The sequence below is a fragment of the Maribacter sp. TH_r10 genome, assembly GCF_033101095.1.
Lineage (GTDB): Bacteria > Bacteroidota > Bacteroidia > Flavobacteriales > Flavobacteriaceae > Maribacter_A > Maribacter_A luteus.
This window is the reverse complement of the sequence record NZ_JAWMPY010000003.1, coordinates 323,308-346,933: the sequence shown is the minus strand read 5'-3', so window position 1 is coordinate 346,933 and position 23,626 is coordinate 323,308. Positions and strand designations below refer to the sequence as shown.

Annotated in this window: 20 protein-coding genes; 1 reads left to right on the top strand and 19 read right to left on the bottom strand. The window is 37.5% G+C overall.

Annotation, left to right across the window (positions count from 1 at the left end; translation table 11 throughout):
• Positions 1 to 31: 31 nt before the first annotated feature.
• From R3X28_RS10830 to ggt, 13 genes are all read right to left on the bottom strand, one after another.
• Positions 32 to 634 (bottom strand): hypothetical protein, encoded by a 603-nt coding sequence (locus tag R3X28_RS10830; RefSeq protein ID WP_317664258.1) that lies wholly within the window; start codon positions 632 to 634, stop codon positions 32 to 34.
• A 100-nt stretch (positions 635 to 734) separates the two neighbouring features.
• Entirely contained in the window at positions 735 to 2,573 is a 1,839-nt protein-coding gene (locus R3X28_RS10825) for a hypothetical protein (protein ID WP_317664257.1), read from the bottom strand.
• A gap of 158 nt (positions 2,574 to 2,731) precedes the next feature.
• Positions 2,732 to 6,793, bottom strand: coding sequence for an ATP-binding protein (locus R3X28_RS10820; RefSeq protein WP_317664256.1), 4,062 nt, complete (start codon positions 6,791 to 6,793; stop codon positions 2,732 to 2,734).
• A 473-nt stretch (positions 6,794 to 7,266) separates the two neighbouring features.
• Positions 7,267 to 7,533 (bottom strand): putative signal transducing protein, encoded by a 267-nt coding sequence (locus R3X28_RS10815; protein ID WP_317664255.1) that lies wholly within the window; start codon positions 7,531 to 7,533, stop codon positions 7,267 to 7,269.
• 122 nt (positions 7,534 to 7,655) lie between these two features.
• Positions 7,656 to 8,891 (bottom strand): sensor histidine kinase, encoded by a 1,236-nt coding sequence (locus R3X28_RS10810; protein WP_317664254.1) that lies wholly within the window; start codon positions 8,889 to 8,891, stop codon positions 7,656 to 7,658.
• 284 nt (positions 8,892 to 9,175) lie between these two features.
• Entirely contained in the window at positions 9,176 to 9,610 is a 435-nt protein-coding gene (locus R3X28_RS10805) for a PaaI family thioesterase (RefSeq protein ID WP_154368444.1), read from the bottom strand.
• Positions 9,611 to 9,653: 43 nt separating this feature from the next.
• A complete protein-coding gene (locus tag R3X28_RS10800) occupies positions 9,654 to 10,343 on the bottom strand; it encodes a helix-turn-helix transcriptional regulator (protein WP_154368442.1) in 690 nt (229 codons plus the stop codon).
• A 51-nt stretch (positions 10,344 to 10,394) separates the two neighbouring features.
• Complete coding sequence (locus R3X28_RS10795) at positions 10,395 to 10,766, bottom strand: VOC family protein (RefSeq protein WP_154368440.1); 372 nt, start codon at positions 10,764 to 10,766, stop codon at positions 10,395 to 10,397.
• Between the two features lie 164 nt (positions 10,767 to 10,930).
• Complete coding sequence (locus R3X28_RS10790) at positions 10,931 to 11,947, bottom strand: sugar phosphate isomerase/epimerase family protein (RefSeq protein ID WP_317664253.1); 1,017 nt, start codon at positions 11,945 to 11,947, stop codon at positions 10,931 to 10,933.
• Between the two features lie 279 nt (positions 11,948 to 12,226).
• Positions 12,227 to 12,691 carry an OsmC family protein gene (locus R3X28_RS10785; RefSeq protein ID WP_317664252.1) on the bottom strand — a complete coding sequence of 155 codons (465 nt, stop codon included), beginning with the start codon at positions 12,689 to 12,691 and terminating at the stop codon, positions 12,227 to 12,229.
• A gap of 147 nt (positions 12,692 to 12,838) precedes the next feature.
• Positions 12,839 to 13,534: a Crp/Fnr family transcriptional regulator gene (locus tag R3X28_RS10780; RefSeq protein ID WP_154368434.1), complete on the bottom strand. Its 696-nt coding sequence runs from the start codon at positions 13,532 to 13,534 to the stop codon at positions 12,839 to 12,841.
• 705 nt (positions 13,535 to 14,239) lie between these two features.
• The gene (locus R3X28_RS10775) at positions 14,240 to 14,935 is read right to left on the bottom strand and encodes an aspartate/glutamate racemase family protein (protein WP_317664251.1); all 696 of its coding nucleotides are present in this window, start codon (positions 14,933 to 14,935) and stop codon (positions 14,240 to 14,242) included.
• Between the two features lie 102 nt (positions 14,936 to 15,037).
• Positions 15,038 to 16,726, bottom strand: coding sequence for a gamma-glutamyltransferase (gene ggt / locus R3X28_RS10770; RefSeq protein WP_317664250.1), 1,689 nt, complete (start codon positions 16,724 to 16,726; stop codon positions 15,038 to 15,040).
• Between the two features lie 262 nt (positions 16,727 to 16,988).
• Here ggt and R3X28_RS10765 point away from each other — a divergent pair, with 262 nt between their 5' ends.
• Positions 16,989 to 17,465 (top strand): hypothetical protein, encoded by a 477-nt coding sequence (locus R3X28_RS10765; RefSeq protein WP_317664249.1) that lies wholly within the window; start codon positions 16,989 to 16,991, stop codon positions 17,463 to 17,465.
• A gap of 8 nt (positions 17,466 to 17,473) precedes the next feature.
• Here R3X28_RS10765 and R3X28_RS10760 read toward each other — a convergent pair whose 3' ends face one another.
• From R3X28_RS10760 to R3X28_RS10735, 6 genes are read right to left on the bottom strand one after another with little or no spacing between them, the layout of a single operon-like run.
• Positions 17,474 to 18,805, bottom strand: a complete 1,332-nt coding sequence (locus R3X28_RS10760) for a DUF58 domain-containing protein (protein ID WP_317664248.1) — start codon at positions 18,803 to 18,805, stop codon at positions 17,474 to 17,476.
• A 4-nt stretch (positions 18,806 to 18,809) separates the two neighbouring features.
• Positions 18,810 to 19,808: a MoxR family ATPase gene (locus R3X28_RS10755; protein WP_317664247.1), complete on the bottom strand. Its 999-nt coding sequence runs from the start codon at positions 19,806 to 19,808 to the stop codon at positions 18,810 to 18,812.
• Positions 19,798 to 21,015: a DUF4350 domain-containing protein gene (locus R3X28_RS10750; RefSeq protein ID WP_317664246.1), complete on the bottom strand. Its 1,218-nt coding sequence runs from the start codon at positions 21,013 to 21,015 to the stop codon at positions 19,798 to 19,800. The genes R3X28_RS10755 and R3X28_RS10750 overlap by 11 nt, the downstream gene beginning before the upstream one ends.
• Positions 21,008 to 21,751, bottom strand: coding sequence for a DUF4129 domain-containing protein (locus tag R3X28_RS10745; protein ID WP_317664245.1), 744 nt, complete (start codon positions 21,749 to 21,751; stop codon positions 21,008 to 21,010). Before R3X28_RS10745 ends, R3X28_RS10750 begins: the two co-directional genes overlap by 8 nt.
• A gap of 22 nt (positions 21,752 to 21,773) precedes the next feature.
• Positions 21,774 to 22,652, bottom strand: coding sequence for a hypothetical protein (locus tag R3X28_RS10740; RefSeq protein ID WP_154368419.1), 879 nt, complete (start codon positions 22,650 to 22,652; stop codon positions 21,774 to 21,776).
• Positions 22,649 to 23,611 carry a stage II sporulation protein M gene (locus R3X28_RS10735; RefSeq protein WP_154368417.1) on the bottom strand — a complete coding sequence of 321 codons (963 nt, stop codon included), beginning with the start codon at positions 23,609 to 23,611 and terminating at the stop codon, positions 22,649 to 22,651. Before R3X28_RS10735 ends, R3X28_RS10740 begins: the two co-directional genes overlap by 4 nt.
• Positions 23,612 to 23,626 lie beyond the last annotated feature (15 nt).

Genomic DNA, 23,626 nt, shown 5'->3' with positions numbered 1-23,626 from the left:
TGATTGTTGGTGTGCAAGCATTTATTTGGGGTTAAAACGGGTTCGAACGATCCAACTTTGAGCTATTTGGATAGGGTATGGGAATTGGCCCTGCAGGTGATGGGGCTGATTTTAATGTTGGGGCAAGCTTACCTTTAATTTGAGCATTGAAGTCTTTTGAACAATCAACCATTTCGCAAATAGTCCAACAATCCTGTGAATCACTATCTACAGGATTAAGACAAAGTTCTGTACAATTAAAACAAGTCTGTGTATTGTTTTTTCTGGTAGAAAATAGGGTTGTTGATGTTCCGTCAACAACCTTACTAAATTTAATTATCCTTCCTTTTTTTACAGTTGCATTTAAGGTATGCCCAGATTTTAATTTATAAATTAAATTATCACCTTCATTCAACTTTTTAGATATGTTAATTGTTTTTAACTTACCTGTAATCTTGAATTTGGGGTATGCCTTTTCAACCTCAGTTCTTTTTCCGAAGATGGCATCTGCTTCATCAAAAAATAAGGTTTGAGTTTTATCCACCGCCTTATGAATCAACTTTTTATCACGTTTTGCTTGGGCCTGTATTAGGAAGGTTTGAGCAATTATCATAAGGGTGGTCAAAGCGTATTTAATGGTGTTTCTTGGTTTCATTATTGTTACCGTTTAAGTTGTGAAACAATTATAAGAACATACTCCGTGTATCTCTTGAACTATTCTTGCAAAACCTAGGAGTATTATTGAATAGACTATTTTAGTTACAACCCTCTCCTGTATCTGTTAAAATGGTTAGTATACCACCATTAGATATTTGCAGATCACAAACCTCTTGTGGTATACTTGTCATGGGGTTGTTGGTTATACTTAGTAAGGCTAAATTGTTTAGCTGTCCTAACTCTGGCGCAACTGTATTAAGTTGGTTACTGGCAGCAGTTATAACTACTAAGGAACTTATAGCGCCTAGTTCAGCAGGTAGATTGTCTAAATTGTTACTATTTACATTAAAGTTTTCTAATCTTGATAAAGCCGAAATATTTTCTGGTATTCTAGTAAGTTTTTTATTATTCATGGTAATACCCTTTATATCGCCATTAGAATGGAACGAGACTTCAGGAAAATTATCTACCCCCCAACCTAAAGTATTACCAGGGTTAGCGCTATATATACTGATAAGGGCGTCTTTTTGGGAATTTCCCAGTTCAATACCGGCATCAAGTGAAAGCTCCATACTGGTATTGTTCCAGGTCAATAAATTGAGTATTGCAATTGGAATTGTCCTTAAGTTGTTTCTTACAATATTTAAAATTTCCAAATTAATAAGAAAGCCGATCTCAGATGGCAGTTCTGAAAGCTGGTTATCTCTTAAAGTTAACCATGCTAAATTGGTCAGTAGCCCAATCTCCTTAGGCAGAGAAGTAAGTTGATTTTTCGATAAATCTAAACTTACTAATCCTATTAATTTCCATATTTCTGGAGGTACCGAAGTAAATTGGTTATCACCTAATCCCAGGTCTTTTAAGTTGGTCAATTGTGCCAGTTCAGGAGGCAGTTCAGTAAGTTCGTTTTGATTTAAAACCAAAGATGATAAATCTATCAATTGCCCGATTTCTGCAGGTATTGCCGTAAGTAGATTATCACCTAAATGAAGGCGTGTTAAATTGGTCAATTGTCCTATTTCTTTTGGAATTGAAGTAAGTTGGTTTTCTGCTATATTCAAATCTTCTAAATCTATCAATTGCCCTATTTCTGGGGGTATTGAAATTAGGTTAGCGTCCAATCTGAGTTTTATAATTTTCCCTTCCGTATTTGTGGTAACACCATTCAAAGCATCTAAATCTGCCGTGTTTTGTAGATTCCAGGACAATGTATTGCCAGGGTTGGTATCTAAAATGGCCTGTAATATTTGTCGTTGGGTTAAAAGTGCGGTTATGGTTACATTGTATACCGTGGTACTACCATCTTCAGCAGTTACTGTGTATTCAAGAGGCCCAGTGAAATTTTGTGCAGCGGTAAGGTCTATGGTTGCCAGCTCTGATAGTTGCACTTCGGGTAAGAGGCCAGAGAGGTCGGTGCTCGGTGGCATTGCTGCGGTGATGGTCTTGTTTTCTTCATCTATGGTGGCCACTACATTCACGTCAATTGGGTTATTGGTCAAGAGAAATACAAAGCTGGTTATCTGTTTCGCACTACTCTTACTGCTAGTGCTGATGGAATAACTTCTTGTTGTACCGTCTTCAGCCGTAACCGTATAAGTAACGGCATCTGTAAAATCCTGTATTCCTTTTGGATTGATAGTTGCTTTTGGAGAAACTATAATAGACGGTGTCAAAGCGGTTACCGGAGTATCACTAGGTAAGTTAACCGTAATGGTGTTAGATGTTATATTGATGTTGGCACTAACATCGGTTTCTATATCGGTATTTTGACTGGCTAAAAATGTAAAGCTTATGAGTTCATTCTCTGCACTTTTTATAATTTCTTGAGTTGCAGGCGCATCATCTTTACTGCAGCCAGCCATTAAAAGTACCAATAGACAATAAATGAATACGTTGGTTTTGTACGTACGTTTCCAAAATAAAATGATTGTTTTCATAACCCCAGTTTTAATGTTAGGGCTAATGTATTGTGGTATGGTTTATAAGGCTTGAACCATTTTTTCAATCACATGTAGTAATTATGAATTTGAAAGAAAAACCTTGTACTATACTTGCAAAAGGATGCGAAGTGGAGTCGTAAAAAATTAAAAATCAATCATTTATAAATGTCGCTGGGTGGGAAGCCAAATTCTTCCTTAAAGGCACGACTGAACCAGGAAGGATCGTTAAAACCTACTTCATAAGCAATTTCAGAGATTGTTTTTTGTGTAGTTTGGATGAGCTCTTTCGCTTTCTGTAGACGAACAGAACGAATGAATATCGCGGTGGATTTATCCGTAATCGATTTTAGTTTCCTGTAGATTTGAGATTCACTAAAATGCAGTTCTTTGGCCAATTGTGTTGGGCCAAATTGGCCATCGTCCAAATTATTGTGAATTACTTTGATGGCCTCCTTTAAAAATTTGGTCTGTGGGTTTTCAACTTTTTCTTTTAACAAAGAAGCCAATCCATTTTTCTCCAGTTTGCCGATTAATTTTTTACGTACCAGAATCAATTGATCCAAGCGTGTAAATAACTCCTCTTTAATAAAGGGTTTTGCCAGATATGCGTCTGCTCCATGGGTTAGTCCGGTAAGTCTATCTTGAGTGGTAACTTTAGCGGTAAGTAATATAATTGGTATGTGATCGGTGCGTTCATCAGATTTTAATGTTGCACAAACTTCAAAACCATCTTTACCCGGCATCATTACATCAGAAATTATAATATCTGGAATATTCTCATAGGCCATTTGTATACCTACGTTACCGTTTAATGCATGTAAGGTTTTGTATTTATCCTTTAGGCAGGTTTTTAAATAGTGTGCAACATCCTCATTGTCCTCAATAATTAGGACTAATGGTAAATTTGATTCCTTTTCTTTGATTGGTGATAGTTCTTTTTTCAGGGTAGGGGTAATGGCCTTGGTTGTAGATTCAACCGTAATTTTGGCATCAACTGTCTTAGCAGCTTTATTCGTTATCGGTATTAGTACTTTGAAAGTGCTTCCTTTTTCCAAGGTACTCTCAACAGCGATGGTGCCATTCATTAATTCAGCAAATTCTTTGACCAATGAAAGCCCAATACCTGTGCCAGGCTGTTTAGGGGATGATTCATTGTCAACCTGATAAAAACGGTCAAAAAGATGATTAATATCTTCTTCGGCAAGACCAACTCCATTGTCTTGTACCTTTATTGAAAATAGGTCTTTGTCGCCAGTTGTAATTTTATTCAGATGAACAATTATTTTACCGTTCTCTAATGTATATTTTATGGCATTGGAAAGTAAATTAGCAATAATAGATGCCATTTTATTCACATCGATATCCATTTCTAAAGTATCAATTTCAGAATATACGGTAAGATTTATTTTTTTAGATTCTGCCAGAGAATGAAAACTTTCACTTAAATATTTTACAAAAGGTATAGCATCGGTCTGCACCAAATTCAACTCCATCGCCCCACTCTCAACTTTTGCGAGATCCAACAATTCGTTTACCAATTGCAGTAAGTTTTTACCATTGCGGCGTATCATTTCTAAAGAGGTATTTGCGCCTTCAAAACTTTGATTCTGAACGTTGGTTCTAAGGGTTTCCGCCATACCAAGGATTACCGTCAATGGTGTTCTAAACTCATGGGTAATATTGGAATAAAGTTTGGTCTTTGATTCGTTTAACTCAACTAATTGCTCCGTTTGGTGGTTTAACAATTCATTTTTATGTCGTATCTCGGTAGTACGTGCTGCGACCAAATTTTCCAGATTTTCATTTTGCCGCTGCAATTCCTTAGATCGCCAATTTATAAGCAACGATACCAATGCAATTGCCCCAAGACCATAGATTAAATAAGCCCACCAGCTTCGGTGCCAAGGAGGTAAAACGGTAAATGAATAGGTGTCTTCATTACCTATTTTATCAAATATGTTTTTTGACCTTACTCTAAAGGTGAAGTTTCCTTCAGGTAAATTGGTGTAATCTTTTTTGGTTTGTGAGGTCCAAGCTGACCACTCATTATCGAAACCTTCAAGAATTGTTTGATAGGAATTGGTTTCAGATTTAACAAAGAAAGGAAGGGCGTATTCAAACTTAAGGTTGTTGTTTTTAAAAGGAATTTCAATTTCTTTGTTTTTATTGAGGTTTGTACCGGCGTAAATCAAAGAATCGTTGTTTATCCATATCTTTCGCAATTTGGTACTTAGGTTTTTTTTGTATGTTCTTTCTTTATTTTGGTTATAGAGCAGAACTCCTTTTGGCCCCGTAAAAAGCACAATATCTTCCAAAAACTCCATACTGTAAGTTGAAAAGTCCTTGAATATTTTGTACTCATTTAATTCTATTAACTGGTTTTCAGAAAGTTTATATATTTTATTTTCAAATCCGGCCCTAACGGTCTGCCAAATAGCACCTCTTTTGTCTAACCCCATAAAACCAAAGGCATCAACACTACTATGATATTGTTTGGTTAGCAAAGAATCCATTTCAAAAGATTGATTTTCTTTATTGAAAAAATACATTCCCTCCTGTGTTGTAACAAAAGTTTTATCATTGAATTGATATGGAAAGTTATAGGTCAAAGTTGGAAGACCAGAGAGGGTATCATATTTTTTTAAATAGAATTCCGTAACACTTTCTTCGTGCTTTAACTTTGCATGATAAAGGCCTTTAAAATAGGTTTGTAGCCAAAGGTTGCCATTTTTTTCTTCAACAATTCCTTCTATTCCGCCGTCAATTTCAAGAATTGGTTTTACTGACCATTTCTTATTTAAAAAAGTACATTCAAATAGTTTACCTTGAAGCGTACCTGCATACATCTTTGTTGGGTCAACCTGGGAAAGAACTAATGAGGTTAGGGCCCAGTCCTGCAATTTTAAGAGATGCGCCTTACCTTTACCGTCTAAGGTATATATATGTTCTGAATCAAAAGCCAGTAATTCATTATTATAGGGAACGATATACTTAATGCTCCTCTTAAACCCATCGATTTTTTTAAAATGAGGTTCATTGTTATTTCCGGCCAGCACCAATTGATGGAGCCCCTTACTATCGACTAAAAACTTGTTGTTATGGTAGCTTACCGATCTAACTCTTTCATTCAATCCGTTAAATGAGTTGAAACTTCGAAAAGGAGAAGACCAATCAATTCTAGATAACCCGTTGTCACTTCCAACCCAAATAGCTCCAGAACTATCTTGAAATATCGAGAATAAGACATCACTGATTAATCCTTCTTTTTTTCCTAATCTTTTCTTGATTACTCCATCGTTTTTATCAACTATATACAGTCCCGAAGTTGTGGTAGCAAAGGCGTAATCTCCGTTAGATAAGGTAAATGCCTTATAGATTCTATGTTTAGAAAAGACTTCATTGCTTTCTTTGTTAAATGGAATTAAATTATTCCCATTAAATAAAAGAAGACCATCACTAGCGGTAGCAAAAAGAATATTGTTTGCGTCATTTGGTAGCATTACATCAATTTTGGATGTATTGTTTTTAAGGATATCCCCGTTTGAAATCAATTCCAGTGATTCCCCATTAATCTTATGGATTCCAACTCCTTTACTTTCTATATATAATGTGTTATTAATATTAAAGGCAAACCCGAATTTTTCTTTAGATTCCCAAATTTTAAACTTTTCACCATTCCATCTGAAAAGATACTTATCGCTTGTGAAATATGTATTACCGTTAAATACCAAGGTGGTCCAAACATCCTCAAAGTTTTGATATTCTTGGGGGATGTTTTCCACGAGTGAATGAACTTGCATTTCTCCAATGTCATTGGGTTGTAAATAACCAAGTTCATGAACCCCACCATAATATATCTTTTCTTTTTCTCCTTGTGCCAGCGACCTTACAAGACTCCCGTTTTTCAACTTATAGCTATCCCAAGTGCTCCCATCAAACTGGAGTATGCCTGATGTGTTTCCCGTATAAATGAAACCGTTGCTACCTTCTGTAAAGCCCCAATTTTGGGGACTGCTTTTGTAGTCATCTGAGGTATAGTTTTTTATATATGGTAGGCCCTCTTCCCAGATTTGATTTGGTGTGAATTTTGATTTGGAGATTTGTTTATCCTGTGATATTACATCCGTAATACTACTAATCGTAAAAAGGAGTAGAAGTAACAATTGTCCAACTTGACTTTTGAAGTAAAACACTCTTGAATTTTTACTTTTCTCCATTTATAAGTTGGTGATTGGATTCGAATAAGTCGTGAAAGCACGGGATTGCGGAAATAATTAGCATAGAGACTAATTTAACACTCTGGTTTATTGATGACTGTTAATTTGTGTAGTTTGGATTAAACCTAATTTGAATCGTAATATTTTCTGTGTGAATGGTAAGTGGCAAATAAAGAAATTAGTTCTCGCTTTTCTTACTATTTATTCAATTTCATTGAAATAATTCATGATGATTTATAGAATTGAAGAATCGGAACTACCTAAAAATTTATACGTATCAATTATTCTAGGTTTTTATGTACTTTATAGGGATAATAGAGAAAGCAAGAGTGGTACATTTCTCTTATAAATAGATGTTATTTAATGTTTAAATGCATAGAATATGAAACAATAATATTTCTATCCCCTATAACATTCAATACGATTATGATTTAAAAGAGCAATTCTATTTAAATAATGTTTTGGTAGTTATATTATGTTGTTTGAACAACTGCATTTGCTTTTTCAACTTCATCCTTATGAACATAGACATCAACTTGCCCCAACATAGAGGATGCAAAACCGGCCAACCTTGCAGATTCAGCTTCGTCTTTTAAGATGGCCTCTATTCCCATACCGTGTAATTGACTTACAATTTGTTGTGCAACAAAGGATTCCCCGGTGTAAATTTTTTTATAATCTGTTTTCATGGCAATGGAATTAAGTACTTTGAAGATACCACTAATTTCTATCTTTTTCAATTCTTTTACGTAAATAGTAAAAGAGGGCGTCACTGGGGAAAAAAAGAGAATAAAGCAATTTTGGAAACAAAAAACCATAACGGTTTCGTTATGGTTTTTATTGATTTTTAGGTTTTTGTAAACTAGGCCATTTTTAATTTCCCTGCTTCGTTTTCCACACTTTTAAGTTTAAAATGAAAGGTTGCACCTGTTCCCGGGTCCGATTCAAGATATATGGATCCGCCCATTTTCTCAACGATTTTTTTCACGGTTGCCAGTCCTATGCCATTTCCCTTTTCACCGAATTTATCTGTTGGGGTCAATATTTTATATATTTCAAATACCTTCTCCTGGTTTTTTATTGGAATTCCTGGGCCATTGTCCTTTACTGAAAATTCATAAAAATCTTGATTCTTATCAATTTTAATATTGATTTCTACTTCGTTTTTATCATTGTATTTGATGGCATTGGAAACAAGATTTATCAGAATCTGGTTCAAAGCTGTTCTATTGGTATTAATACGTTCTAGAGGGGTTTCTATTTTTAATTTTAGCGAATTGTCAAAAGAAAAAAGTCCGCTGATATCTTCCTGTAGTGCCTCGATTTCAAAAGTTGTCTGTTCTTCTTTGAGGACCGAATCACTTTTACTGTAATCCAATAGTCCATCTATAAGACCTTTCAGTTTTTTTGTTGACGATTTAATGAATCCCAACATTTTTTTACCATCTTCATCAAAACTCGAATGGTAGTATTCCGAGAAGATTTCAGCGGTGGAGTTTATGGCATTTAAAGGGGATTTTAAATCATGGGCCGCGATATAGGCAAAACGTTCCAATTCGATATTCTTTTCTTCGAGCGAGGCAATGGTCTTGTTCAATTGTATTTTACTTTTCCTTAATTTAAGGAGGTTCATCACTTGTTTTGCAAGTGCTTTGAGCGAGGCGATTTGACTTTGACTCAGTAATTTTGGTTTGTGATCTATGACACACAGGGTTCCCAAAGGAAGTCCATTCTCGGTAGAAAGGGGTATACCTGCATAAAAAATCACCCTAGGATCTCCGGTAACCAAAGGATTGTCATGAAAACGCTCATCGGTTCTTGAATCTTGGACTATGAGAATATCTTCTTCCGAATTTATGGCATGTGCGCAGAAAGCATATTCTTTTGGGGTCTCAGATGCATCAATACCATGATGCGATTTAAACCATTGCCTTTTGTTGTCCAATAAACTAACCAAACTAATGGGAGTGCCACAAATTTCTGCGGCAATTGCCGTTAAGTTATCATAATCCTCTTCAGGTAAGGTATCCAAAATGGAATAAGATTCTAGGGAGGCCAATCGTTCTTTTTCTTTGGAATGGTCTTCTGGTTGTATCATTGGGGGATCGGTATGTTATTATGATGTATACTTTTCAACGTAAGAATAAGCTTACTTCTGGGATAAACGTTCTTTTTCGCTATATAGTATTTGTAAATACTTAAATAATAGCACTTAAAATTACAAAAAAATTACAAACAGGACTTTTTTGCTAGGCGAACGATAGGAAAAGGTGTCTTTTGTTTGAAATTTATTAAATAATGGGTGTTTTTTCGGCTTTATGAAAAGCTATAAATGAGGGAAGGAGTTAGAAACGGGTCATGTCAATGTTAGGTACGGTATATTTATATCTCTATTTTGGTTTTTATCAGGTTTGAATGACCCTTAGCGATCATTCTGGTTTTATCTGCATTCCAAACTTCACATTCCGCATTTATGATCTGTTGGCCTTTTTTAATGATCTTGGTTTTGGATATAATCGTATCACCTGCTTTGGCCCGACTAAAATAATCTACTGATAGGCTTACGGTCGTATACACATGGGTAACCCCTAAAGAGAAAACAGCAGCACCAATGGCATCATCAATGATGGCCGCCGTAGTGCCTCCATGGATTATTCCTATTGGGTTGGTCATTTCCTTTCGTACCTTATATGAAAACTCAAGCTCTCCGGCATCAGCACTTATCAAAGTAGGATTCAACCATTGCATTAAGGGAGAAGGGGATTGTGAGGAGTCTTTGCCAAGGTTCGATTTAAAATATTCTAACGGTTTGTTCATATGTCAATTTTAATTATAAAGATACGATGTCAATTAAAAAAAATCACATATCATAAGGGCAAGAAGCAAAATAATCTTGAATACTGAACTTACGGTCTTCAAATTGCCCATGAAGTATTTTGAAGTGTTGAATACGGTCTACCCGAAAGGCCCTAAAATCTTTTCGTAGATGACACCATGCAATTAAAATCCATTTTTGGTAAGTAGAAAAAAGAGCGTAAGGTTCAATTTTTCTAAAAGTAATAGTGGGGTCATCGGCTTTTCGATAATTGATTTCAATATAATTAAGGTGGGTAATTGCCAATTGAATTTCAGACAGTGCATTACTCGATACATTTTCATGTTGATTATTGAATACATGGATTTTATTGTGGAGTAATTCACTCTTCTCTAAGACCGAAGATCTAAAGACCGATTTGATTTTGGTCAACGCTTCTTCAAATTCGTTGATAAACGAAGAGTCGTTACTGTTTTTAACCAGATGTTGGGCCGTTATGAGGGCATTGGCCTGTTTTTCGGTGAATTGTACGGGTGCTATCGTATAACCCTCCATAAGGGTATATCCCCTGCCTTCTAAAGTTATTACCGGAATACCCGCAGCTATTAGTTTTTGAATGTCCCTATAGACGGTTCTTACGCTAATATCGAACTTTTTGGACAATTCGGTAGCTGTTAAAACCCTTCTGGATTTTAATAGGGTGAGAATACTGATAAGTCTTGATAGTTGGGTCACAAAAGTAAAGATAGTGAACCTGTATAAAATCCACTATCCACTTTTTACTGGTTAATTCCACGAGTGGAAGGCCACTCTATTCCCTTCGGTATCCAGCAATTGCGCCATATATCCGTTTTCGCCGATATCGGTCTTGGGCATGATCACTTTGCCACCAGCCGCTTCTACACGAGACAAAGGATCGCTTAAATCGTCACCGCCATTTAGATAAATGGTGATACCGTTAGCTGAAGGGGTTGCCCCTGCCATCTGAACAAGGCCTCCGCCCACACCATTATTGTCATTATCGTACGGAAACATACCATATTTTACCTCTGGCATGTGCATGTCGGTAATATCGATTGCGAGTACTGTAGTGTAGAATTTTTTGGCCCTGTCATAATCTGTTACGGGAATCTCAAACCAATTGATTGCATTTTTCATTTTTTGTGATTTTAAAGGTTGTCTATGGCGTAAAGATAGAGGTGATTGTGACAGATATTGTCAAGGGTAAAAAAAAGGAGGACATTTTTATGTCCTCCTTTTTTTTCATCCATAGCCTTCACTTAGAAATGAATGCCAAAAATGTCGTGTTGTCCGAAGCAATTTTACAATTGTGCAAAAACTTTTTCGAGAAGGGCTTTTGTGGCTTTTATTCCTTCATCTTCTGAAAGTTTAGATCCTTCATATTCTATGCCTACGTAGCCTTTGAATCCGGATTCTTTTACGATTTTCATGATTTTAAGAAAATCGGAATGAATTTCATTGCCATCCTCATCAAATTCATGCGATTTTGCGCTTACACCTTTGGCGTATGGCATAAGTTCTTTGATACCTACAAAACGGTCATATTCTTTAGCACAACCTTCTGGGCCGCGTTCAATACAGAAATTACCGAAATCGGGTAAAGTACCCACATTATCCATATTTATTGTTTTCATGATACCACTTAACCATGCCCCATTGGAAGAATGGCCACCATGGTTTTCAACAATAACATTGATGTCTTTGGTAGCGGCATATTTAGCTAAAGCCGTTAATCCGTTCACAGCACTTTTTGCCACTTCTTCGGGGGTACCCTCACCAGCTGCATTAACCCGGATGGAGTGTGCTCCCAAGAACTTGGCGATATCTATCCATTTATAGTGCTTTTCTACTGCCGCCAAAAGCTTTTCGGGATCGTCATCTCCCAGATTACCCAAGGCATCACACATGATCAACCCAACACTTACGCCGGCTTCATTACATTTTTTCTTAAACTCTGTCCAATAAGCCATGTCATCTACCTTGCTAAAATAAAAGGTGTTGACCAATTCAATCGAATTTATACCATAACTTGCTGCTATAGCAGGAAATTCCATTGGGTCTTTACCTTTCAATAAATCATCTGGTGATTCCATCAAGGTTTTAGTGAAATTTTTCCAGTCAATGTTTTCAGTTCCAAAAAAAGTTCTGTGCAATGACCATTGGGCCAAGGAAATTTTAAAGTCGGGCTCGGGTTCGGCCTGCACTTCTGTGGCGTTCGCCTCAGTTGGTTTGGTTTCTTTGTCTTTACATCCAAAAGTTGTTGAAAACAGAAAGATTGCGCTACATACGATCGCCAAGTTTTTTGTCTTGTTTTTCATGGTATTCCAAGGGTTTAAAATTGATTAGTTTAAGTCAGTAAAAATTAAACAGGAAGTTACGAAATTTGGTACCGTAAGGCAACGTTATCAATAACTAATTTAATAGGGGAAATTTAAAGGTGCCGACCTCTCTATTTTTGGAATATGCAGAAAACCACAATTATGGTTAATTACCTCTTTTTAGTATCCTAGATGTACTTTCTGACGTGATGGTTCGGTAGGGTCGGTGTTTTGTCTTTGCGCGACCCTGTTATGATTTCTTATTTCATTTGAAGCCCTTTATCCTATTGGATGGCTTTGCTGAACCAGAATCGTGGGAACCATTGTTATTTTTGATTTTATGGAATTGGAGATCAAACAGGCCGCTTCCGATTTTAGTAAGATTTTTTCAGCCTTTTCTTTATATTTTCCATCGGAGATGGTCAAGGTGGGTTCCAAGATGATTTCGGTCATTAAAAACTTACCTTCGATCCGGTCCAATTTTCCTTTTGACTTACACTTAAAATCTAAAAATTCTAATTTGGAATTTTCAGCGATAGCCAAAAAGGTCGTCATTAAACAACTGTTCACCGCTGCCGTAAATAAATGTTCCGGAGACCATTTGCCCGGTATACCTTTAGGGAATTCGGGCGGGGTGGCCACTTCAACACAGTTATTCGTTTCAAGGTTCAATTCTGGGGAACACATTTCTCCCAAACGTTCCTTCTTCCAATTTACGTCTACATTAAAATAATGTGCTTCCATAGTTCGGTTTTTTAGATTTTTATATGCAGCTATGATTAATATACTGCAAGATAAAATCAAAAGCTGAACTGTTTTGTAACATTGGTCACGTTACAGAGGTTATTGATAAAATGGGATGTTTTTAGAGATGATAGTTTTAAAAAGGGCTTATCCCAATTTGCAAATCTGTGCTAAATTCTTTCGTTTTATGATTTTGACCTTTCTGCCATTTACCTTGACGATTCCTTCTTTGTTAAATTTTGAAAGGGTGTTGATCACACTTTCCTTGGAATAATCCAGCATATTTGCCAATTCAATCCTAGACATGGGCAGTTCAAATTCATCGCTTCTGAAAATGGACCTAAAATCCAACAAAATGAAAGAAAGGGCGCCATCAACATTTTTTTGGGATAAAATGGTAAGGCGATGCAATAATTGATTGCTGATGCCCGACATATGTTTAATGAGGTTCAAGGCAAAGTCGCCATTACTTTTAATGAAACGTTCAAAAACATCCATACCAATGAAACTGACTTTGGCATCTGTTAGGGCCGTCGCTGTAAAATCTATTTTTTTAAAAGCGAAACAACAGACGATCCCAATAAATGAATGTGGTTCTAAAATGGCTATGGTAGAAGGTTTGGAATCATTGAAGAGTTCCAGTTTTACAAGGCCTTCTGTTAAATAGAGTACGTTATTGGCCAAAAGACCTCTTTTAACGATATGCTCTCCAGCTTCAAAATCAATATCGGTCTTACTACTTATCAATTCTTGTTTTTCGTTCTCCGATAAAGCGTTTAAACACTCTTGGGCATTTAGGAATTCATTGTTAAGATTACTTTTTTGGGTTAAAAAATCTGGCATCGGTATAAATTGGATATTCTAGCTTTTTATTTTTTTGGCATATGATGTAAAATTACATCATTGTGTGTTAAAAATACCATTAAATGCCAGAAGATATGATGGTTATGATCTCTTTTCCATTGGTTTATTGTGTACTACCTTTATTAAAGGAGTTGCATTAAACTTAAAAAAGTATAGCCATGAAAGATTTAGCTTTAAAATCGTTGTTCTTATTATCGGTTTTCGTGATGGTCGATTACTTTATTATGATTCTCGTTGGTTGTATAAGCAATTATGCGGGATGCACAACCACCTATTTTGAATGTACTTTTTGTACCATAGGAAAATTTGTTTTTGCAATATCCGCAATTTTGTTTGTCTTTATGATGAGGCATGATTTTAAATCAATTGTGGCAAAGCCAAAATCAGACTAAAGGGTTTTTGGATTTAGAGTTCCATAGACTTTTAGTGGTTGATAGGTTTTAGTGTTTGGTTTTGGCTTTTGCTTAGCACAAATGAATATTCCTGATTGATTATCAGATCATGATGATCGATACCAGAAGTAGATTGTTAGTAGGTTGTTGAAGGATGCTGGATGCTGAATGCCAGCAAAATTAAGCCGGTTAAATAATGATAGTGAATAATGAAACGTATTCAGTGTTCAGTAATCCGAAATCAATCTAACATCAAGTTATTTTTTTAAGTAAATACAAGCTGTAATTTTTCCTAAGCTTTTAAGGCAAACGCCACGGCAGCTTCGGCATGTATGCTTGTCGTGTCGAAAACCGGGATTTCAACATCATTGCGGCCGATTAATAAAGGAATTTCCGTGCAGCCCAAAATAACACCTTCCGCACCTTCTTTTGCTGCCTTTTTGATTATGTTTTGGTAAGCCGATTTGGATTCGGGTAACAGCAGGCCATGTACAAGTTCTTTATAAATTACGGAATGTACGGTGGTAATATCTTCTTTGCTGGGAATCACTACCTCGATTCCGAATTCATCGGTTAGTATGTTTTTAAAAAAATCTTTTTCCATTGTGAACCTCGTTCCCAATAACAACACTTTTTTTTGGCCCGATGCCTTTATGGCTTTACCTGTTTCCCTTGCTATATGTAAAAGTGGAATGGTTGTGTTCTTTATGATGGCATCACTACACAAATGCATGGTATTGGCACAAATGAGGATAAGTTCAGCTTTGCCATTTTCCAGATTCTGGGCCGCATTGACCATAAATTGATCCAAAGCTTCCCAATCATCTTCCATTTGAAGCTTTTCAATTTCAGCAAAATCCAACGATTCCAGTAGGCACTTGGCAGAATGGTAGCCCCCCAAGGCTTCTTTCACTTTCGTATTGATGATTTGGTAATAGACTTGCGTTGACTCCCAACTAATACCCCCGATCATTCCAATTTTCCTCATAAGTTAAAATTTGTTTTAAAGGTATGTAATATTCCGTTTTAGAGTGTTTTACCTTTTTGGTAGAACATAAGTTTCGATTAGGGATATTGTCAGTTTTTTAGGTCAATATCCTGCAGCTCCACCATCAGGGCGGGAAGAATCCGCGGCACCGGTCATCACTTTTTTTTCATCGTCCCAAGTAATGCCCATTAAAGCTCCTAGGTTTTCTCTGGGCTCTAAAGTGTGTCCCATGTTTTCAAGGGCCTTTTTGGTATCGGGGGAAAGCAGGTGTTTTTCATAACGGATTACATCGGGCAACCACTGATGATGTATTTTAAGGGCTTCAATGGCTTTGTTTACAGGCATATTGTACTCCAGTACATTGAACACGGTTTGGAAAACTGTGTTGATTATGGTGCGCCCACCGGGGCTGCCGATCACCAAATAGGGTTTGTCGTTTTTGGCTACGATGGTTGGGGTCATACTGGATAGCATTCTCTTTTCCGGTTCTACTAGATTTGGAGCCGTACCGATTTGACCGTTACTTTTTGTAATCCCGGCTTGGGGGTTAAAATCACCCATTTCATTGTTGAAGATAAAGCCCAGCTCTTCGGAACCCATTTTTGATCCGTAGCTATATTCTAAGGTGTACGTTAAGGAAACTGCATTTCCGTGTTTATCCAAAACCGAAAGGTGGGTGGTGCTTTCACCATCATATAATTGACCGAATTTAGTAGAATCACTAACTGAGGCCTTTGTCATATCGATACCATTAAAACGTTGTTTTGCGAATTCTTTTGAGGTGAGTTTTTCCAAGGGCATGTCAAGGTTAAAATCGGGGTCTCCTAAATGTTCGGCCCGATCTGCGAAAGTACGTCGCATGGCTTCGGTAAGCAAATGAACGTAGGCGGTTGAGTTGAATTCAATCTCCTTGAAATCGGCTTGTTCCATTAAATTCATCATTTCGATTAAGGCTACCCCACCGGAGCTAGGTGGTGGCATTGAATATATTTTATATCCCTTATAGCTGCCTTCCATGGGCTTTCGTTCTATGGCTTCATATTTTTTAAGGTCCTTTTTTGTAATGATACCCTCGTTCTCTTTCATCCATTGTGCTATTTTCTTGGCAACTTCCCCTTTATAGAAACCATCTTTCCCTTTTTCCCGAATAATTGACAACGTGTTGGCCAGTTGAGGTTGTTTCCAATTTTCGGTAGGTTGCAATACGGTGCCATTTTCATTTCTAAAATAGTTATCCATAAACCGATTGTCATTACCCTCTTTTGTAAAATACTCTGCAGCCTTGAAAAGTGACCAATTGAAGGTAAATCCGTTTGTTGCTTGATCGATAGCGGGTTGTACCAGATCCTTCCAAGGGAGTTTACCATATTTTTGGTGGGCAAGGTATAGTCCGGCAACCGTGCCGGGAACCCCGATTGCTTTTACGGTATTGTGGTTGATTCCCTTGATAAGTTCCCCTTCTTTGTCAAGATACATATCATTAGTTGCTGCCAATGGCGCTTTTTCCCGAAAATCTATTGTGGTTGCTTTTCCCTTTGAATCCATATAAACAATAAAACCACCACCACCGATATTACCGGCAGACGGAAGGGTTACCGCTAGTGAGAAAGCAGTAGCGACCGCGGCATCAATGGCATTGCCTCCTTTTTGAAGAATGGCCCGGCCTACCTTACTAGATTCCATGTTCGAGGAAACCACCATGCCATTTTTTGCATAGGTCTGTGCGGAAATTAGGTTTATCGAAAATAAAAACAATAATAAATAGGGGAGTGTTCTAATGTATGAATTCATATGTTTGGCTGTTTAATGTTTTTGAAGATAGAAATTTGATTTGATTTTGTTGTTTTCACAATCTTGAATAGCGTGCCTTTGTATGATTTTTTTAGAATGGAATAAAAAATCAATATAAAAATTGAGGATTAGTCAGTTGTAATGAAAAAATGGTCTTATATCGAATAACTGGGAATCCATATGGGTTTGTATATTAAATCCGGTATTTTGCGAACTTCCGAAGTGAATAGGACTTATTCATTATCGGATTGAATACTATCTTATGAAAAAGTATCTTTTTATCTTAGTGTGCATCGGTTTTAGTACGGCCATGAATGCCCAGCTAACGATTAGTGAAGACAAACCGAAACATTTTGGTGCGGGATTCGTTATTGGGTCTGTTGGCGGCTATACGGCTCATCATATGTTCGATGGAAATCCTTATTGGATGTGGGCAGGTGCCGTGGGAAGCAGTCTAGCGGCAGGGGTGGTTAAAGAATCTATGGATTATGCAGATTATGGTGGGTGGGACAATAATGATATTGTATATACCGTACTTGGAGGGGTCGCTTCGGCCGTGGTGTTGGATCTTTTTCTGAAAAAGAGTAAGAAAAGACGTAAATACAGACCTTGTAATTGTTATGCGGAATCATACAAACCCAAGGGAAACATGAACCTGGATTTTTTTGATATCACCCTTTCCGAATCCCATGATATTACCTCTGCACTGCAAGCAGAGCGTATTCTTCAACTTCCGTGAATAGTCTATTAGAGTAATCCGCGAGCCTTGATTTCAAGGTACTTGTTTATGGTATTGATGGTCAATTGCTCCGGTTTGGTTAGAATAGTCTGAATTCCATACTGCTGTAATTCTTTTTGCATCAATCTTTTTTCCAGCGAGAATTTTTCGGCAATGGTTTTATGGTATATGGTCTGTAGGTCTTCAGCATGGGTATCAATTAACGCTTCCAATTCTGTGTTTTCAAAAAAGATGACCACCAGTACATGTTTCTTGGCTATTGCCAATAAGAACGGAAGTTGTCTTTTTAGGGCGGATATATGTTCAAAATTGGTGTATAAAAGCAATAAACTTCTATGTGTTACCTTTCGTTTCACATGGGCATAAAGCATTCCATAGTCAGAGTCAGTAAATGCAGTGGAAACATTGTACAGTTTTTCTAGAATGGTATTCAGATGCGTTATTTTTTGAACGGCAGGTACAAAAGTTTCAACATTTTTTGAAAAGGTGATCATACCCGTTTTGTCATTTCGTTTAAGGGCAACATTCGAAAAGGCCAAGGTTGAATTTATCGCATAATCCAATAATTTAAGTCCGTTAAACGGCATTTTCATGACCCTGCCCGTGTCAATAATCGAGTATATGGGTTGTGATTTTTCATCTTGGTATTGGTTTACCATTAATTGGTTTTGCTTTGCCGTTGCTTTCCAATTCACGGTTCTTAGGTCATCACCCGCAACATATTCCTTGATTTGCTCAAATTCCTGGGTATGCCCAATACGTCTAATTTTTTTGAGTCCAAACTGGGTTAAGTTATTGCTGATGGCCAAAAAGTCGTACTGCTGCATTTGAATAATGCTTGGGTAAACGGGTACCATTTGGTCTTTTTGAAAAACAAAACGTCTTTTGACGATTTTCAGGGGGGAAGAAACGTAAACGTTGAGGTTGCCAAAAACATACTCACCACGATCAACCGGTCTTACGGTGTACTCAAATTCTTTTTTTTCGTTTTTCAACAAAAAGGTTTTATGTTCAAAGTCGCGTTTCTGGAATTGCTGTGGCAATTCATCTATCAATGAGATGTAGGCTTTAAATGGGTAGAACGATTGAAATATGACGCTTACAGGATTTAAATCGCTGTTCGATAATTTTTGGGGTAACCGACGTTTGGCATCCACCCCTTTGGCATTTGTGAAAAGCAGATATATGTCGAATAAGAACAGTCCTATTAACACCCATGTGAATACCCAGGCAATAGGATAGAGGGCGTGTATCCAAAAACTAAGCATAAAGCAAGCTGCCAGAACTGCGATATACCTAAAAAAGGTATTGTGAATGTAGAACGATTTAAGGAACTGCATAGAATTATCTAGGAATTTCTACAGACTCCATGATCATGTTCACCACGCTATCGGTGGTCATACCTTCCATTTCGCGTTCAGGGGTCAGGATTACCCTATGGTTCAATACGGGGACGAGGGCTTTTTTAATATCTTCAGGTATTACAAAATCCCTACCTTGAATGGCGGCGAAGGCCTTGGCAGCATTTAAAGTTGCGATGGAGGCCCTGGGGGATCCCCCTAAATATAAATGAGGATGATTTCTGGTCTTGGTTATGATGTCAGCAATATATTTAATGATTTTTTCCTCAACCACAACATCTTGGATCTTCGATTTAAAATCGTCCAATTGCTCAGGGGTCAATATACCGGATATCTGTTCTTGTGGTTTTTGTCCTTTGCGTTCATGATGGGTTTGTATGATCTTTATTTCTTCTTCTACCGAAGGGTAATCTACCTTTATCTTAAAAATAAACCGATCTAATTGGGCTTCGGGTAGGGCATAGGTGCCTTCTTGTTCAATGGGGTTTTGGGTGGCCAGCACCATAAAAGGGGTTTCCATACCATAGGTGGTGCCATCCATGGTTACTTGGCGTTCTTCCATGGTTTCGAACATAGCAGCCTGGGTCTTGGCCGGGGCACGGTTGATCTCATCGATTAGGATGATGTTAGAAAAAATAGGACCTTTTTTGAACTCGAACTCCGATGATTTTACATTGAAGATCGAAGTTCCTAATATATCACTGGGCATTAAATCCGGGGTAAACTGTATACGGCTAAAATCGGTTTTCAGGGTTTTGGCAAAAAGTTTGGCCGTAATTGTTTTTGCTATACCGGGAACTCCTTCAATAAGTACATGCCCATCAACCAAAAGGGAAACGATCAACAGCTCTATAAAATTTTCTTGCCCAATGATGACCTTTGCCAGTTCGGTTTTGATATCATTGACTGCTTTTTTAAGATCCTCGAGTGGAATCCTATTGTCAAAATTAAGGTCGTTGGTAGGTTGTTCGTTATTTTCCATCGGCTTTCGATTTAAATTGTTCAATTCGTTCATTCAATTTTATGAGTTCGGCATTGTTGATCTCCGAGCGTATCTTAAGTTTTTGCATAAAGGTAAACAGGTCTTTCACTTCATCAAAGGTATGGTTACTTCGGGCGGCAAGGTTGCGAAAGAACACATCGTCTTGTTTAATGATATTCAAATAAAAACGGGAGCGAATATACTCCAAGAAATATGCGATCTTATGTTGAATAATCGGTAGCCGTTCCCCTTTTTCATAATACATATCGGCAATGGTACGTGTAAACGCCAAAGTCTGGTTTTTTAAAGGTTCTAACACGGGAATGGCCCTTTGTTTGCGTTTTCCTTCAAAAATAATATAGATGACGACCCCTATCAACACAATGTAATAGGCCCATTTTAGAGCTTTGTTGTTTAGGAATATGTACATGGGGGAAGTGTAGAATGATTTTCCCGATTTATGATGCTCATCGATATAAACAGGTCTATTTCCGTCGATATAAGAAAGGACTCCTGCCGTATAATCTTTATTCTCGTTCTTTAGGATGAAATAGTTCGTAAATGCCTTCGGGAACGCACTGAGTATTATTTCCCCTTTACCGAAATCTTGTTTGATTACATTGAAATGTTTGGACTTTTCCGATTCATTGTCCAAAACATAATCCACTGCGGCCAGTACCGTGGTTCGTAAGGTGTCCAATTGACTGAAATACCTTGCACTATTATCCTTTTCAAAGGTGTAGGTCGTATGGTTCTTTAGGTAGGGATTCAATAATTTATGCCTTTGTTCCCGATTATCATCCAAGTCGGGATACAATCCAGAGGTACTTAAATTCAAAGTGTCCTTTAATTGTTCGTCAAAGTTGTTGGATGCTATAAAAAGGGTATTGCCTTCAGAGGTCCAATCCAACAAACCGTTCAGTTCGGCCTCTCCGAAAGAAACATCATTGTTCACAAAGAAATAAGTGCCTTGAAGGGTATCTGAGGATTGAAGCATTTCGAAGGGCGGCCTGCTGATGTGTTTTAGATCGTTCTTATAAAGGTTTTCCATAATATCATTCAGGACGTAGGTACCATATGGTATCTTATGTTGGGATACATAGGAAGGGTACCAATTGATTTCTTTAGGTTTGCTATATTGAAATAGCATGAGAACGGCTAAAGTGACCAATGCGATGATTATATATGATGCTCCTTTCTTACCCATTTGCATCCAAGGTTTTTCTAAGCGAGACGAACTTATTCTCGGCCTTTAGGTATTGCTCCCCATCTATAGGAAAATCGCCATACCAGATATAGTCGTACAGCCATGTGATATGGCCGAAGGGTTGTTGTAACTCTTTCTTCTTCAGTTCACTGATATAGTCGTCATTGGTTTTTTGGGGCTCCCAGGCTATCAGTTCCTTATCGCTCATCTGTCTAAGAATGAGTAAATAGTAATAGCGAATGGCCAAGCGGTAATTTTTCACTTCCAAGGCCTTCTGTATCAGTTGGTCAATGTCCTCGTTTTTGATGATATGTTCTTCTTCGGATAGAGCAACGGTGGCCTCATTGTTTTTTGAATAGAATAAGGACCTGGCATTTACGTTCAGGAAGAATTTTATCAGAAGGAAAAGAAGGATGCCTATTAAAATATAGGGTAATAACCGCAGGAATATAGAGAAAAAACCAACCGCTTTTTCAGCCCCGAACAACCATTCGAAAAAACGGAGTAAAAGATTGCCGATCCATGAGGTGAAATTGTTCCACCAGGTTAGGTCGGCCTCAACGACTTCATAATTAAAATCAGGATTGTCCTTGTACGTCTGAAGGTCTTCATCGGTAATTTGTTGTACCTGTAGCTTTTCCGTATCGTACCTTACCATGGTCGAATCTTGCTGGGCGTAGAGCGAGCATATCGTTAGAATGGCAAGTAATGAAAGGAAAAGCCTTTTAAAGATCATAGTGTCGGGTTGCCCCTTTTAATTATTCTTCCGTGGTTTTCCCTAGGTTTTGAATACGTTCAAAAGTGCCGGTAAAGTTTTTCTTCTCGTTCAGATTGAAAAAGATAAATGCCCCAGCGACTATAGAAATAATATTCAAAAGCATCTGCGCCAATGTACCTATCATATTGAGGATAAGATAAACCGGATCCACAAAATTGCCGGATAGGGAGGTAGCGTCCATTTCACCCGAAAATATCCCCATACTTGCATATTGATAAATAACCGCAGGTAAATTAAAGGCATATCCTGCGATACCGACAATAATACCAATTATGAAAAGTGTAGCAAAGGTGATCCACCATTCATCCTTTACTAGGGTAAAACCATAGTTGTACGATTCTCCCACACTTTTGTTCATGAAAATCATGATGCTGAATGAAAGTGAAAGTGGAACGGCCAGATAAATTCCGGGTATAAAGCAGAATATGAACCCGACCATTATCGATAATACCACTATAATTCCTAGGCCAATAAAGCTCCAGAGGGTATCATATACCTCTTTTTTTATTTTGTCAAAGTCAGTTTGTCCCTGAAGTTCGGTATAGGATTTTATATAGTGCAATACCGTGGATTGGGAAACGGCATATACCAAAATCATGGCGACGATAAAAACGAGAGCACTTACCATCATGCTAATTCCACTAAATAATTCATTGGAACTTGTGGAGTTAAAATCCAATATGGATGAAAACGAATAGAGATAAAAACCCAAGGCTATCAAAAGTATGATCAAATAAGGTGCGACAATCTTGAAATAAGTTGTCATAAAAGGCTTGAACTCTGTACGAAGAAAAGCAAAGGTATCGGATAAAATTTCTCCTAATTCACGTTGTTTTTTAAATTGGATGTATTGGTTCATTTTTGGTTTGGTTTTGAATGTAATTGATATGGGTATATAACGTAATAAAATAAAATTAGTGCTAAGGAAGCCGTAATAATAATAATGGCCAACCAATCGGGCATTTCGGTATGGCGGGTCACGAAACCTTCCAGAAATCCTGCGATGATAAAAAAGGGAATGGTACTGAGCATTATTTTAAGTCCGTTCTTCACTCCTCTTTTAAACGATTCCAATCGGGTGTACGTACCAGGGAAAAGCATACCGTTGGCGAGTACCAATCCGGCACAACCGGCAATGATGATGACCGAGATTTCAATGGTTCCGTGAATCCAAATGGTACGGGCAGATTCCCAAAGCAATCCTTTTTCATAAAAGAAATATTGAAAACTACCCAGCATTATCCCGTTTTGCATCATGATCCATAATGTTCCTATGCCCAACATAATGCCATAGACAAATGCCATTAAGGCCACTTTGATATTGTTTATGGTAATACCCATGAACATATTGAATTCCCCCATTTGTTTGTATACGGCCATGGGGTCGCCCTTGTCAATATTATTGAGGGTCATGTTCACATAACTGTCCCCGAGGATCGAACGTACAAAATCGCCCTCATTGGCGGCGGAAAAAGCTCCGACCAAACAAAAGAAGGTAAAGACAAGGAAAGCGATCAGAAGTTCTCTTTGGTGGTAATAGAACAGGGTAGGGAATTCGGTCTTCCAAAATTCCACAATTCGGTTTTTAGGCTCTTTTTTGGTTTTATAGATTTTTTGGTGGGCCTGTGATGCCAAGGTGTTTAGATAAAACTCCGTATTACTTCCTGCATAAAAAGTTTTGGCGTAACTCAGGTGATCGGTAATTTCAATATATAGATCGGACAATACATCGGGTGCTATCTTCGTTTTGTTCGAAAGGGCATTTTCAAAAGTTACCCATTTATCTTTATTTTGCTTAACAAAGGCGGCCTCGCGCATTTATACCGGGTTTTA